Below are 13,253 nucleotides of genomic sequence, written 5' to 3'. Positions count from 1 at the left end.
CGGGCTGATCGAAGGAGCCGACATGACCGATGCCGACGCGGCGAAGGTGCTAGTGATCGGGGCCGTGAACGTCGACCTGGTTGTCGCCGCCGAGCGACTCCCGGCTCCCGGGGAGACCGTCGTCGGTCCGGGCGTGAGCAGTCATGGAGGCGGTAAGGGTGCGAATGCCGCGGTGGCGGCAGCGCGCGCCGGAGCCGTCGTTCGGTACTGCGGCGCGGTCGGTGACGACGAGATGGGTGCGGGCGCGCTCGGCGGACTGGCGGACGAGGGAGTCGACGTGACCGAGGTTGCCCGGATCGACGGCGTCTCCACCGGCGCGGCGCTGATCGTCGTCGACCCGTCCGGCGAGAACCAGATCGCGGTGGGTTCCGGAGCGAACGCCCGGGTCGCCCCGGAGAGTGTGCGTGCAGCCGTGGCCCGAGCAGCGGACTGGGGTGCCGGATGTGTGCTGATCAGTACCGAGATAGCTCCCGACGCCGCGGTCGAAGCGGTGAGAGCTGCTGCTGAGCACGGCATCCCATGTGTCGTGAATCCGGCGCCGGTCCTCCAGGAGCTCGTCGGGGTGCTCTCGGTCGCGGACTTCCTCACGCCGAATTCCTCGGAACTGCGCGACCTGTACGCGCAGACCCTGCCCTGCGACCGGCGCGACCCGGCCGCAGCCGAGATGGCAACGGCGCTGGCCGAGCACCTCGACGTCACCGTCGTGGTCACGCTGGGCGCTGATGGAGTCCTGGTCGTCGACCGTGCCGGCGTCACATCGGTGCCGGCGGGAGAGGTCGAGTCGGTGGCCGACACGACCGGCGCGGGCGACACCTTCAACGGCGTACTGGCCGCTTCACTGGCAGCCGGGCACGACCTCGTCACGGCAGCGCGGCGCGGTGCGGCAGCGGCGTCGCTGTCGGTGGCCCACGTCGGGGCGCGTACCGGGATGCCGACCGCCGAGGCCATCGCGCACGCCGCGTCGGCAACCTAGCGCGACAGAGGTTTCGGCCGCTCCATGTACCGGTGGTGTTCGTTGCTGGGCAGGAAGTAGTCACCCCGACCGCCGGCGCGTAGCAGCGGCTGGGCACGGGCGGTCTCGTAGACCAGGTCGTCGGTCAGCAACTCCGTCGAGATGTGCACCTTCACGACCTCGCCGAGCACCATCCAGGTGTCGACGGAGTCTCCTGCGGCCGAACGCAGTTGGAAGGCGTCGGTGACCAGGCACTCGAAGGCGACCGGGCTCTCCGCGACCCGGGCCGGGCGTACGAGTTCGGAGTCGAGGGCGGTGAGACCGGCGTGCTCGAATTCGTCGGCGTCCGGGGGGAGCGCGGCCGAGGTGGCGTTCATCTTCTCGCCGATCGAATCGGTCGCGAGGTTCCACACGAACTCGCCGGTCGACTTCGCATTGGCGACAGTGTCTTTCCAGCCGACGCTCGCGAAGCCGATGATCGGCGGGGTGTAGTTGAACAGGTTGAAGAAGCTGTAGGGAGCGAGATTTCGCACCCCGGCGTCGGACACCGTGGAGATCCAGCCGATCGGACGCGGCGCGATGATCGCGTTGAGGGGGTCGTGAGCGAGACGATGCCCCTCTGCGGGGGCGTACGAGTGGTACCGGCTCATCGCTTCACCGTACGTGACCGGGGTACGGTGAAGCGGACATGGACCGGGCGAGACGACGGAGGCCGGAGTGACCTTCTCCCGTGCTGGTGAGCGCGACGCCGACCGGGTTCTGCGATCTCTCGCGAACATCCGCGATCTCGGGGGACTGCCGCTCGTCTCCGGCGGAACGACCTCGCCGGGAGTGCTGATCCGCAGTGACGCGCCCTACCCGGACGACGACGATCCCGTCGGTGTGGCGTGGCCGCCGTCGACCGTGGTCGACCTGCGTGACCCGTCCGAGTCGGGTGCAGTGCGGGTGACGTGGCCGGCGGAGGTCCGACTGGTGCACCGTCAGGTGTCGTCGGGAGCACGCGTGGACCGCCTCGCCGACACCGCACTGACCGACATCTACACGGCGATGATGCAGACCGGCGGGCATCGGCTGACGGCGGCCCTGAATGCCTTCGACCCGGCCGGCTCGACCCTCGTCCACTGCGCGGCCGGTAAGGACCGCACCGGCGTGATCATCGCGATCGCCGAACTCCTCGCCGGTGTCGACGAAGCCGCGATCGTCGCCGACTATCAGCAGACCGAGCAGAACATCGCCGGGGTCCTCGCGCGCCTGCAGCACCGCGACCGGGTTCCGAGAGGCATGACGCTCGATGCGCCGATCCTGCGTACCCCGCGGGAGGCGATCGATCTTGTCGTCGACGCCGTGACCGGGCACCGGGGCGGCCCGTGGGGCTGGTTCCGGGCCAACGGTGGTGACGTCGGTCATTTCGAGGGCTGGGTGGCACGATTCGCGCCCGGCACGGCACCCGGGTAGGGCGATCTCGCAGTCGGCCCGTCGGGCGTCAAGGGGTGGGCGCCCGACGGGCCTGGCGGAGGAACGTCGGGGTGGTGCATTCCTCCGCGAGGCGTATGCCCGACGCTATGCCGCGTCAAACCCGGGTGCGTCGCGAAGTCGGCGGACTCGATGACCGCAGGCCGCATCAGGGCTGCGTGTCAAGTGATTTCACGATGGCTCGTCGCAGTTCGGCCTGGTCGTCGAAGAAGGACGTGTGCGGACCGTACCGCCGGAAGGTGTCGCTCCCGCGCCCGGTCACGACCACGATGTCGTCGGGGCCCGCCATGGACACCGCCCGGGTGAGCGCGGCTCGGCGATCCGGTTCTTCGACGACCACTGCGGAGTCCCCGAGGCGCGCTCCTCGTAGAACCTCGGTTCTGATCGCGTCTGGGTCCTCGTCCTCCGGACTCTCATCGGTGACGATGACGACATCTGAGTGCTGTGCTGCCACCTGGCCCAGCGGTCGGCGCTTGCCGGGATCCCGTCCGCCGGTCGCGCCGACCACCAGGATCAACCGTCCGCTCGCGAGCGATTTCAGGTAGGGAAGCAGCGCATGCTGACCTGCGGTGTTGTGCATGTAATCGACGATCGCCACGAACGACTGGCCGGCGTGGACGGGTTCACAGCGGCCCGCGACACCGGTCACCGACGAGATCCCTTCTGCGGCCGCCGCGACGTCGACCCCGTCGGCCACCACGCTGGTGAGGGCGAGGAGCGCGTTGGCGACCTGGTGCGGGCCCAGGGTCTGCAAGTGAATGACGCCGACGCCGTACGGCGTGTGAGCGGTGAACCGGGTTCCCGTGTCGGCACAACGGATGTCGGTCGCGTACACGTCGGCGGCGGCATCCTGTGCCGAGCACGTCCACGTCTCGGGAGCAGTGCCCGCTGCGAGGCGTGCACCCCAGTCGTCATCGATGCTGATCGCAGCGATCTGCGTCCGATCGACGGTGAACATGCACGCCTTGGTCGCGAAGTAGCTCTCCATCGAGCCGTGATAGTCCAGGTGGTCGTCGCTCAGGTTGGCGAAGGCCATGACGCGGAAGGCAGTGCCGTCGACGCGGTGCTGGTCGACGGCGTGGGAGGAGACCTCCATTGCACACCCGGTGACACCGTGCCGTCGGAAGGTCGCCAGCGTTCGCTGCAGCATCGGTGCCTCGGGGGTGGTGCGTGTCGGTACCAGGTCGTAGCCAGGGCCCCGGATGCGTGCGCCGGAGATGAGTCCGGCCGATTCGCCCGCCGCGGTGAGTGCGGCGTCGATGAAATGGGTCGTGCTGGTCTTGCCGTTGGTACCGGTGACACCGAAGACGCGGAGGTCGCGGGAGGGTTCGTCGTGGAACCAGGACGCCAACGGTCCCATCGCTTTTCGCGGCTCGTCGATGATCAGGGTGGGGAGTACCGACGACGGTCGGTCGCTGATCGCCAGGACCGCGCCGGCGGCCGCCACCTCGTGTTCGAAATCGAGTCCGTGCCAGCGACTCCCCGGAATCGCCAGGTACGCATCACCCGGGCGGACGGTGCGCGAGTCATCGACCAGGTCACGAACCATCCGGTAGCCGGCATGGGGATCACCGACGATCGGCGTTCCGAGATACTCGGCGAGCCGATCGACGGTCATGCCCGATTCCGGGCTCACCCGAATCGGGAGCGTCATCCACCGGAGGTACCCGCCGTCGGGATCGCGAAACCTGAGGTCACACCCGTTCGAAGATCGCGGTGAGCCCCTGGCCGCCGCCGATGCACATGGTTTCTAGGCCGAAACGCGCCTGGCGCCGGTCGAGTTCACGCAGCAGCGTCGTCAGGATCCGGACGCCCGTCGCACCGACCGGGTGGCCGAGCGAGATGCCCGATCCGTTGACGTTGGTGCGTTCGAAATCGGCGGCGGTGAACTTCCACTCCCGGGTGACCGCCAGCGCCTGGGCGGCGAAGGCCTCGTTGAGTTCGACGAGATCGATGTCGGAGAGTTCGAGACCCGCGCGGGCCAATGCCTTGGCGGTGGACGGGACGGGGCCGATGCCCATCACCTCCGGTCCGACACCGGCGACCGCCCAGGTGACCAGGCGGGCGAGCGGTTTGAGTCCGAGGCGCTCGGCGGTCGCGCGGGTGGTCACCAGCGTGGCTGCGGCGCCGTCGTTCTGGCCGCTGGCGTTGCCCGCGGTGACGGTCGCCTCGGGATCTGACCTGCCCATGATCGGCCGGAGGCGGGCCAGTGACTCCAGCGTGGTGTCGGCGCGGGGATGTTCGTCGCGGTCGACGATCTTTGGCTCACCTTTGCGCTGCGGAACCGACACTGGGACGATCTCTTCCGCGAACTTGCCGCTGTCGATGGCGGCGACGGCGCGTCGATGCGATTCGACGGCCAGCTCGTCCTGCTCCTGACGCGGGATCGAGTACTCCCGGCGAAGGTTCTCCGCGGTCTCGAGCATTCCTCCGGGGACCGGATGGTTCTTGCCGCCCGACGTGACGCGGCCACGGGCCAGTCGATCGTGTAGGGCTGCCGGCGCACCCTTGGCACCCCACCGCATCGACTCGGTGTAATACTCTGCGCGACTCATGGATTCGACGCCACCGGCGATGACGAGGTCGGCGACCCCGGTCTGGATGCGCATCGCGGCGTCGAGAACCGCCTGCAGGCCCGAGCCGCAGCGACGATCGAGCTGCGAACCGGGCACGGTGATGGGGAGACCCGCATCGAGTGCGGCGACACGTCCGATCGCCGGTGCCTCGCCGTTCGGATAACACTGACCGAAGATCACGTCGTCGATACTCGCCGGGTCGACAGCGGTGCGGCGCAACAGCTCCGAGAGGACGGTCGCGGCCAGTTCGGTGGCCGGGACGTCGACGAAGGCGCCGCCGTAGCGCCCCACGGGTGTGCGAAGCGGCTCGCAGATGACGACGTCGTCGGCGGCAGGTGGTGGCGTGGTGACGGTCATGCAGGTGTTCCTTTGCGGTAGTTCACTTCCTGGCCGGCCCACCGCTGCGCCCACTCGCGCAGTTCGACGGCCCGTATCTTGGTTCCGTTGCCGCCCACCGTGGTCGGCATCCGCTCGATCACGTGTACCGCCGCGGGCACCTTGAAGGCGGCCAGGCGATCACGGCACCAGGTCTTCAACGACGAGGCGTCGAGGTCCGCGCTGGCATCCACCGGCACGACGAAGGCCACGGCCTCGGTGTAACCACCCGAACCGGTGATCCCGACGACCTTCGCGGTCTGCACGCCCGCGTGTTCGGCGAGGCGGTGTTCGATTTCGGCCGGGTCGACGAGGAAACCGCGCAGCCGCAGGACATCTCCCATGCGGCACACGTAACGGAATCCCCCGGTGTCGAGTGCACGTGCGAGATCGCCGCTGCGGAACCAACCGTCCGCGGTGAACGCACGTGCGGCGGCATCCGGGTTGCCGAGATAGGCGTCGACGACGTTGGGGCCGCGGAACTGCAGCTCACCTTCTTCGCCGATGTTCAGGACACGGTTGTCGAGCGGGTCGACGACCCGTACCTCGATGGCGGAGTCGACCGGACGGCCACCGCCGTTCCAGCGCAACGACTCCGGGTCGTCGGACGACCAGAGCAGGGCCAGGGCGAAGACCTCCGACGAGCCGAAGACGCCGGTCGTCTGGGCTCCGGCCTCGTCGCGTGCCCAGCGCGCGATGTCGTGGGACCGGCCGAGGAAGTCGGCGATGCCCAGCCACCGCAACGAGGCCAGATCGGTTCGCCGGCCGGCGTGCCAGGTGTCGTAGAGGCGCCCGAACAGGTCGTCGCCGCCGACGATGTGGGTGACGCGTAGCGACTCGACCCTCTCGAGGGTGGCCGCGGCGTCGAAGACGGGTTCCATCAGGAGGGCTGCGCCGCCCGCGAGACCGGCCATGGCCGTGCTGAATCCGAAGACACCGGACACCGGCAGGACACCGAGGATCACGTCGCCCTCGCGGACTCCCATGATCACCGAGTCGGCATGCGCATGCCGGACCACGGCCGCATCCCGGTGGGCGGCGAGCTTGGGGTGTCCCGGTGGAACCGGAGGTCGTGAACGCGACCGCGAGTTCGCCGGAACGCGCGGCCCGGTCGCCGGCCGGGGTCCATTCCGCCGTCGACGGGGTCGTCGGCGCGGAAACACCGGTGGTGTCGCCGCTACCGGCGATCCAGGCGCCGGCGCCGAGGTCGAAGTCGGATGCCGTCGCCTCGGGATTCGACGGCCCGGGGACGACCGCGATCACCGGGACGGGGTCGGCCGCCGAACTCGCCTCGCGCAGGGTGCCCAAGATGTCGAGGCCGTGAAACTCCGCGGGGACGGCGACCACCGCGGGTCGTGCCGACGTCAGGATGTGCGCGACCTCTCCGACGTTGTATCGGGTGTTGACCCCGATGACGTGCGCGCCGAGCGCGGATGCGGCGAACTGCCAGACCAACGCGTCGGACCAGTTGGGCAGGTACACCGCCAGACACCGGCCGCGGCGGATGCCGATGCGGGACAGCTCGTCCCGCAACTGGTCGACCCGACGGCCGAGTTCGGAGCGGGTGACGGGGATGACCTCGCCGTCGGCGACATCCATCGCGACCGGGCTGTCGGGGGACTGGTGGACGAGATCGGCGAGCATCCCGGCGAGCGTGGGATGGGTCGTGACGGTCATGCCACGACCTCCGGGGTACGGGTCCCGGCCGGAAGGGATCGCAGCCAGGCGTCGGCGCGTGTTCCGAAGTCGGGGAGTTCTTCCATCGGGTAGTGGCCGTACCCCTGCAGCTCGGTGAACTGCGCACGCGGGCCGTCGAGTTCGTTGATCTCGGCGGCGGCGCGACGGACGGCGTCGACGCTGATCCACGGGTCGTCGGCGCCGCAGATCAGATGCAACCCGCAGGTGAGATCGGAGAGCCGTTCGCGGACGTCGTGACTGCCCCAACCGATCAGGTCCGACGACGAGATCTCCGGGTCCTCACGTTTGTGCATGAGACCGATGAGATGGGCCTGTGCGGCGGGTACCGCCCGCCCCACGGAGGCGAGACTGCCGAGGTACGTGCGCTCCGCACGGGCCGGTCCGGCCACATCCTCGAGTTCGCGTCGCAGGCCGGCGATCTTGACGCGGCCCGGTCCGGTCTCGGCGGCCATCGCGATGGCCCCGGCGAGCGGATACTCCGGCCGCGTCGCCAGTTCCAGGGTGAGTTTGCCGCCGATGGAACAGCCGATTACGTACGGCCGTTCGACGTCCAGCTGCCGAAGGACAGCGGTCAGCCAGTCCGCGTAGTCGACGAGACTGGTGATCGGGCCCGTCGGGCAGGGTTCGGATCGACCGTGACCCGGCAGGTCCGGCACGACGACGCGGTACCCGCGGTCGGCGATGTCCTGTGCGGCGCGGCGCCATTGGACGCCGCTCTGCCCCGCGGTGTGGATGCACAACACGGTCGGGATGTCGACGATGCACTCCCCGGAGGTCGTGGAATCGGTGGTGACGATCTCGACGAATGCCAGAGCACCCTGGATCTCGAGGTAGCGCGCCTCGATCATGAGTGCACCTCCCGTGCCATCGACCGCGCGTTCTGGATGATCACGTGCAGCGGCTTGGTCAGTCGCAGGTATTCGTAACCGTTTCCGGTCGAGGAGAACTCACCGCGCAGTGCGCGGCGCATGAAGTCGTCCTCCTCGGACAGCATGAGATCCACCCAGGTGGCGGGGGAGGCCTCGAAGGTGAACGTGGCACCGAGCGGGGCACGCCGTGTGACGTCGATGATCTGGCCCTTGTAGATGCGCAGGTGCACCTCGAGATCGCCGCACCGCAGTCCGACGGTGCCGTCCCACGTGGACACCGACGAGGTGAACGCGGCGTCGGAATGCAGCCGCTCACGCAGCTGCCCGCCCCACTCGATGGAGCAGAAGTCGAGCGCCGGGATCACTTCGGGCCGGACGTCGGGACGCCAGGTCTCCGTTCCGGATTCGTGGACTCGCCCGGTGTCGTCGAGCAGGCGGACCTCGCGTTCGATCCCGTCGGCGCCGACCCTGGTCACCACGGTCGTCGCGCGGACATGGTCGGTTTCCCCGATGGGGGTGGTCGTCGACCAGGTGAGGCCGACACGCTCGGCGCGAGGTACGGGGTCGGTCAGACACTCCGCCAACGTCATCCCGAACGAACGTGAACGAGAGGGGATTCGGTACCCGTGACGGTCGAGGACGCCGGCGGCGTTCTGTGTGGCGGTGGAAGTTCGGACGCCGACCCGGAGCGACGCGGTGGCGGTGGTCATGACCCGGCCCTGCCCAGCAACTCGTCGGAGATGATCCGCATCTGGATCTCGCTGGTGCCCTCGAAGATCTTGGTGAGACGGGCGTCGCGCCAATGCCGTTCGACCTGGAAGTCGGTGGTGTAGCCCGCGCCGCCGTGGATCTGGACGGCCTCGCTGGTCACCCGTTCGGCCATCTCGGTGGCGACGAGCTTGCACATCGAGGCCTCGAGCGAACAACGCCGGCCGGTGTCGATGTCGGTGGCGACCGAGTACATCAGTTGCCGGGCCGCTTCGATGTCGGCGGCCATCTTGGCGATCTTGAAACGCAGGTGCTGGAAGTCCGCGAGTTCGTGGCCGAACTGCTTGCGGGTGTGCATGTAGGCGATGGAGTCCTCGAGCGCGGCGCGGGCCAGGCCGATGGCGCGGGCGGCGGTGTGGGCGCGCCCGACCTCGAGGCCGCTCACCGCGAGGTAGAAGCCCTTGCCCTCCTCGCCGAGCATCCGGTCGGCCGGGATGCGGAAGTTGTCGAAGGACAGTTCCCACGTGTTCCAGCCGAAGTAGCCGATCTTGCGGACCTTGGTCCCGGAGATGCCCTCCGGGAACTCGCCGCGTTCCTTCTCGACGAGGAAGGCGCTGATACCGCGATGCGGCTTGGCCGGGTCCTTGTTCGGGTCGGTACGGGCGAACAGCACGAGGTAGTCGGCTTCGTCGGCGTAGGTGCACCACATCTTGGTGCCGTTGACGACCCAGTCGTCGCCGTCGCGGGTCGCCCGGCACGAGATGTTGGCGACGTCGGAGCCTGCCTCGGCCTCGGACAGCGCGTAGGCGCCGAGGTATTCACCGCGTGCGACGCGGGGGAGCAGTGCGGCCTCCTGCTCGGGGGTGAAGCCGCCGCCCATGCCGTTGCCGCGCGCCAGCAGCCCGGACACGCTCATCCACGCCCGTGAGAGTTCCTCGGCGACAAGGCAGTACTCGAAGACGCCGAGCCCAAGACCCCCGTACTCCTCGGGAATCATGATGCCGAAGAACCCGACCTCGGCCATCGCCTTCTTGAGGGTGTCGGGAATGGTGCCCTGGACGGGGTCGAGTTCGTTGGCAACCGGCAGGACCTGCTTCATCGCGAAGTCCCGGGCGAGATCGCGGATCGCGAGGCGCTCCTCGGTCAGGTAATGCGGGCTGTCGGTGCGGGGCTGTGACGGCCGATGGGTCATGGCCTTCTCCTAGTGAATGTGGGCCGCAGTGAAGGGGGATATGCGCGCGGCCACTCATTAACGTGCGTTCACCATTAGAGCAGCGGGTTAGCCCGCGGTCAATGCCTCATCGGCGTTCGGGCGGAATCCGACGAGGTTGAGTGCGTACTGTCCGTAGTCCTCGGCGACCTGGCTCGCGGTCCGAGGGCCGTCGGGACGGAACCACACCGGGATGCCGGCGCACATCAGAAGAACCGCGGTGACCGCCTGGTGTACACGTTCCACATGGAAGAGTCCCTGGTCGACCGCGGTTTCGGCGATGTCGATGAACTGTTGCTCCTGCGCGTCGCGCGAGCCGACCACGCGCTTGCGGTCGATCTCGCCCAGGTAGCGCAGTTCGGTGTTGGCGACCAGGCATTCACGTGGTCTCTGTGCGGTGTAAAGGGCGTGCGCGACGACGGCTGCGCGCCACTGCTCGACGGGATCTTTTCCGGCCCGGCGGATCGCGTTGCGGGTTGCGGTGAACTGTTCGTCGCTCGCGGTGCGGAGGATCTCGACCAGCAGATCCGATTTGTTCTCGAAGTGGTTGTACACGTTCGCGGCGCTGCAACCTGCGCGGTTGCCGATGGTTCGCATCGTCGCACCGTGAAATCCGGCGGTGAAGAACTCGTCGAGCGCGGCGTCGAGAATTCGGTCGCGGGACGCTGCGGTCGCCGACGGCGATCGGGTGTTCATCTACTGAGGGTAAGGCGGAGCCGTCCGACCAGCAAGGACGCGTAGCGCATGTTGGTTGACGCGTCCCGTCGCGCCGGTTTATGGTGTCGCTCACATGAACGAGCGTTAATCTTGATCATCAACCACGCGGCCCCGATCGGGGGCCGACTCCGGAGGATGCGCATGACCACGAGCACCGAACCCGATCTGGCCGCGCGGGTGACGCGCCTCGAAGATCTCGAGGCGATCCGCGCCCTGGACGCGCGGTATTGCCGCCACCTCGACGACGGGAACTGGGATGACCTGATGTCGCTGTTCACCGACGACGGCGAATTCGACGGCCTGTCGAACCCGCGTGGCAAGACCGAGATGCGGGCCTTCTTCGCAGGCCTCGCCGATGGTGGCCTCACATCGTTCTGGCATTTCATCACCAACCTCGAGATCGAGATCGACGGTGACAGAGCCGTTGCCAAGTCCTTCCTGTGGCAGCCGTGCGTACTCGACGGTGTCGCGTCGATCGCAGCCGGTCGTTACACCGACGAGTTGGTCAAGCAGGACGGGCAGTGGTTGTACCGGGTGAAGAAGGTGCGCTTCCATTTTTTCGGCCCACTCACCGACGGGTGGGACGAGAATCAGTTCGCGCTGGACTCGGCGCGCGCTGCGGCGGTGAACCGATGACGCCGGCGGCCGGGGTGCGCTGGACCGACGTGCTGTCCCTGCCCGAGATCGTCGAACTGCGTCGGCGGCGCCGAACCGTCACCATCGGTCTGGGTATTGCGACGATCGCGCTGTTCGCGGCGTTCATCGTCGGCTTCGCCTACTTCCCCGAAACCCTGGGTAGCACGATGATTGTCGGAATTCCGTTGTCGCTGTGGGTGGTTCTCGCGGAGTTCGTCGGCACCTGGGTGCTGGTGTTCTCCTACTTCAAGCTGTCGGCGACCTATCTGCAACCGGCCGCGGACTCTGCGGCCGCCGCGGTGATGTCGGCCATCAGGGACGCCGACGCGACGGGCATCTCGACGAGGGAGTACTCGGCATGAGCAACGACACCGACTTCTTGGCCATCGCCATCTGCGTGGCGGTCATCTCGCTGACCCTGTGGATCACCTTCGCGGTGGCGCGACGGTCGCGCAGTGCAGACGGGTTCTTCGCCGCGGGCCGGTCGATCAAGAGCTGGCAGAACGGCTTTGCCATCTCCGGCGAGTTCATCTCGGCGGGCAGCTTCCTGGGTACCACCGGATTGATCTTCTACAAGGGTGTCGACGGAACGATCATCCTGTTCACCTCGGTCATCTCGTTCATCCCGGTCCTGTTGCTCCTCGCGGAGAAGATGCGCAACATCGGCAAGTACACGATCGGCGACGTTCTGGTCTTCCGGACCGAGTCCCGTGGTGTGCGGGTGGCCGTCGCCCTCAGCACCGTCGCGACCGGAACATTCGTCCTGCTCGCCCAGTTGGTCGCCGCGGGCACACTTCTCGAGGCGATCTCGGGAGTTCCGTTCTGGGTCTCGGTGCTCGTAGCGGGAACCCTCATGGCGGTGTATGTCTTCGTCGGCGGGATGGTCGCCACCACCTGGGTTCAGGTGATCAAGTCCTCCATCCTGGCCATCCTCGCGGCGGTGATCGCGGTGGGCGTGCTGGCGAAGTTCGGTTTCAGCCTCCCCTTGCTGTTCTCGTCGGCCACCGAGCACGCCGTGGAGGGCGACGCGATCTTCACCCCGGGCATCATCTTCGGCGACGGTGGAACGATCAATCTGCTCTCCTACGCACTGACTTTCGCGCTCGGCACGGCCGGCATGGCGCACATCCTGATCCGGTTCTTCACAGTGCCGGAGGCGGAAAGCGCGCGTCGCTCGCTCGGATGGACCGTGGCGCTGTGCAGCATGTTCTACCTGATCGTCGTCCTCATGGGCTTCGGCGCGGCTGCTGTTCTCGGTGGCGACGGTTCCGAGAAGGTCGGTCCCGGAGGCAACCTCGCGGCACCGGTGCTGGTCACGGAGCTGGGCGGCGGGGAGGGAACCCTTGGCGGGTCGCTCGCGCTCGCGCTCGTCTCGGCAGTGGCCTTCGCCTCGATCGTCGCGGTGGTCGCCGGCGTGGTGATCTCCGCTGCCGGCACTTTCGCGAGAGATGTGTGGCCGTCGCTGGTCCGGGCGAACGGTGGCGCCGGTGACCCGGCGGTCGAGGTCGACGAGGAGCAGCAGGCTCGGGTGGCCCGGTACGGCGCAGTGGTGTTCAGTGTTTTCGCCATCGGGATCACCCTCACGATCGGCGACGACACCAACATCACCTACTTCATGGGGATGGCGTTCATGGTGGCCGGCAGTGCTCATCTCCCGGCGCTGGTACTGAGTCTGAGCTGGCGGCGCTTCACCGCAGTCGGGGCCAGATGGGGAATCCTCACCGGATTGATCTCGACGATCCTCACCCTCATGCTGACCGACGCCCTCTGGATGGGCAGCGGCGACGCTCCCCTCGGCATACAGCTGCCGGTGATCATCACCATGCCCCTCGGTCTCATCGCCTGCGTGCTCGGGTCGCTGCTCTCCGGGCGGAGAACCGACCTGGCCGTTCACGACGACGAGAAGTTCGCCGAGATGATCGTGCGTGCCGAGACGGGTATCGGCGCGGAAGTTGCCACATCGCACTGAATTCGAACCCTCGTCGCACCCCTCGGTGACACGCCGCGGGGTGCGACCCGTTTCGGAGGGGGCCGAAACG

12 protein-coding genes and 1 pseudogene are annotated in these 13,253 nt (G+C 67.9%); 5 read left to right on the top strand and 8 right to left on the bottom strand.

Going from position 1 to position 13,253, the window contains the following annotated elements; genetic code table 11:
* The first annotated feature begins 22 nt into the window (after positions 1-22).
* On the top strand, positions 23-973 hold the full coding sequence (locus RVF83_RS02875; RefSeq protein WP_005197977.1) for a PfkB family carbohydrate kinase: 951 nt from the start codon (positions 23-25) through the stop codon (positions 971-973).
* Here the strand turns inward: RVF83_RS02875 and RVF83_RS02870 are convergent.
* Positions 970-1,602: a flavin reductase family protein gene (locus tag RVF83_RS02870; protein WP_005197982.1), complete on the bottom strand. Its 633-nt coding sequence runs from the start codon at positions 1,600-1,602 to the stop codon at positions 970-972. The two genes, RVF83_RS02875 and RVF83_RS02870, sit on opposite strands and share 4 nt — an antisense overlap.
* A 67-nt stretch (positions 1,603-1,669) precedes the next feature.
* Here RVF83_RS02870 and RVF83_RS02865 point away from each other — a divergent pair, with 67 nt between their 5' ends.
* Entirely contained in the window at positions 1,670-2,407 is a 738-nt protein-coding gene (locus tag RVF83_RS02865) for a tyrosine-protein phosphatase (RefSeq protein ID WP_005197983.1), read from the top strand.
* Between the two features lie 166 nt (positions 2,408-2,573).
* Here RVF83_RS02865 and RVF83_RS02860 read toward each other — a convergent pair whose 3' ends face one another.
* From RVF83_RS02860 to RVF83_RS02830, 7 genes and pseudogenes are all read right to left on the bottom strand, one after another.
* Positions 2,574-4,079 carry a Mur ligase family protein gene (locus tag RVF83_RS02860; RefSeq protein WP_005197984.1) on the bottom strand — a complete coding sequence of 502 codons (1,506 nt, stop codon included), beginning with the start codon at positions 4,077-4,079 and terminating at the stop codon, positions 2,574-2,576.
* A 40-nt stretch (positions 4,080-4,119) separates the two neighbouring features.
* Positions 4,120-5,358: an acetyl-CoA C-acetyltransferase gene (locus RVF83_RS02855; protein ID WP_005197985.1), complete on the bottom strand. Its 1,239-nt coding sequence runs from the start codon at positions 5,356-5,358 to the stop codon at positions 4,120-4,122.
* Positions 5,355-7,053 (bottom strand): annotated as a pseudogene (locus RVF83_RS02850) (AMP-binding protein). The gene RVF83_RS02855 and the pseudogene RVF83_RS02850 overlap by 4 nt, the downstream one beginning before the upstream one ends.
* A complete protein-coding gene (locus tag RVF83_RS02845; protein ID WP_005197989.1) occupies positions 7,050-7,922 on the bottom strand; it encodes an alpha/beta fold hydrolase in 873 nt (290 codons plus the stop codon). Before RVF83_RS02845 ends, RVF83_RS02850 begins: the two are co-directional and overlap by 4 nt.
* On the bottom strand, positions 7,919-8,653 hold the full coding sequence (locus RVF83_RS02840) for a hypothetical protein (RefSeq protein ID WP_005197991.1): 735 nt from the start codon (positions 8,651-8,653) through the stop codon (positions 7,919-7,921). The genes RVF83_RS02845 and RVF83_RS02840 overlap by 4 nt, the downstream gene beginning before the upstream one ends.
* The gene (locus RVF83_RS02835) at positions 8,650-9,843 is read right to left on the bottom strand and encodes an acyl-CoA dehydrogenase family protein (protein ID WP_005197994.1); all 1,194 of its coding nucleotides are present in this window, start codon (positions 9,841-9,843) and stop codon (positions 8,650-8,652) included. The genes RVF83_RS02840 and RVF83_RS02835 overlap by 4 nt, the downstream gene beginning before the upstream one ends.
* Positions 9,844-9,930: 87 nt before the next feature.
* The gene (locus RVF83_RS02830; protein WP_005197995.1) at positions 9,931-10,557 is read right to left on the bottom strand and encodes a TetR/AcrR family transcriptional regulator; all 627 of its coding nucleotides are present in this window, start codon (positions 10,555-10,557) and stop codon (positions 9,931-9,933) included.
* A 162-nt stretch (positions 10,558-10,719) separates the two neighbouring features.
* On the opposite strand from RVF83_RS02830, the gene RVF83_RS02825 reads away from it, so the two are divergent.
* Genes RVF83_RS02825 through RVF83_RS02815 form a run of 3 tightly spaced genes read left to right on the top strand, consistent with a single transcriptional unit; the run spans position 10,720 to position 13,183 of the window.
* On the top strand, positions 10,720-11,214 hold the full coding sequence (locus RVF83_RS02825; RefSeq protein WP_005197996.1) for a nuclear transport factor 2 family protein: 495 nt from the start codon (positions 10,720-10,722) through the stop codon (positions 11,212-11,214).
* Positions 11,211-11,576, top strand: a complete 366-nt coding sequence (locus RVF83_RS02820; protein WP_005197997.1) for a DUF485 domain-containing protein — start codon at positions 11,211-11,213, stop codon at positions 11,574-11,576. Before RVF83_RS02825 ends, RVF83_RS02820 begins: the two co-directional genes overlap by 4 nt.
* Complete coding sequence (locus RVF83_RS02815) at positions 11,573-13,183, top strand: solute symporter family protein (RefSeq protein ID WP_005197998.1); 1,611 nt, start codon at positions 11,573-11,575, stop codon at positions 13,181-13,183. Before RVF83_RS02820 ends, RVF83_RS02815 begins: the two co-directional genes overlap by 4 nt.
* Positions 13,184-13,253 lie beyond the last annotated feature (70 nt).

It is taken from the genome of Gordonia rubripertincta (assembly GCF_038024875.1).
Lineage (GTDB): Bacteria > Actinomycetota > Actinomycetes > Mycobacteriales > Mycobacteriaceae > Gordonia > Gordonia rubripertincta.
The sequence above is the reverse complement of the archived record's forward strand: the minus strand, read 5'-3'. Positions and strand labels throughout refer to the sequence as shown.

What these genes read in the sequence shown, in the direction of transcription:
- RVF83_RS02825 (WP_005197996.1), top strand. Translation starts at nt 10,720, where the DNA reads ATGACCACGAGCACCGAACCCGATCTGGCCGCGCGGGTGACGCGCCTC.
- RVF83_RS02855 (WP_005197985.1), bottom strand. Translation starts at nt 5,358, where the DNA reads ATGACCGTCACCACGCCACCACCTGCCGCCGACGACGTCGTCATCTGC.
- RVF83_RS02860 (WP_005197984.1), bottom strand. Translation starts at nt 4,079, where the DNA reads ATGACGCTCCCGATTCGGGTGAGCCCGGAATCGGGCATGACCGTCGAT.
- RVF83_RS02835 (WP_005197994.1), bottom strand. Translation starts at nt 9,843, where the DNA reads ATGACCCATCGGCCGTCACAGCCCCGCACCGACAGCCCGCATTACCTG.
- RVF83_RS02830 (WP_005197995.1), bottom strand. Translation starts at nt 10,557, where the DNA reads ATGAACACCCGATCGCCGTCGGCGACCGCAGCGTCCCGCGACCGAATT.
- RVF83_RS02870 (WP_005197982.1), bottom strand. Translation starts at nt 1,602, where the DNA reads ATGAGCCGGTACCACTCGTACGCCCCCGCAGAGGGGCATCGTCTCGCT.
- RVF83_RS02875 (WP_005197977.1), top strand. Translation starts at nt 23, where the DNA reads ATGACCGATGCCGACGCGGCGAAGGTGCTAGTGATCGGGGCCGTGAAC.
- RVF83_RS02820 (WP_005197997.1), top strand. Translation starts at nt 11,211, where the DNA reads ATGACGCCGGCGGCCGGGGTGCGCTGGACCGACGTGCTGTCCCTGCCC.
- RVF83_RS02840 (WP_005197991.1), bottom strand. Translation starts at nt 8,653, where the DNA reads ATGACCACCGCCACCGCGTCGCTCCGGGTCGGCGTCCGAACTTCCACC.
- RVF83_RS02815 (WP_005197998.1), top strand. Translation starts at nt 11,573, where the DNA reads ATGAGCAACGACACCGACTTCTTGGCCATCGCCATCTGCGTGGCGGTC.
- RVF83_RS02845 (WP_005197989.1), bottom strand. Translation starts at nt 7,922, where the DNA reads ATGATCGAGGCGCGCTACCTCGAGATCCAGGGTGCTCTGGCATTCGTC.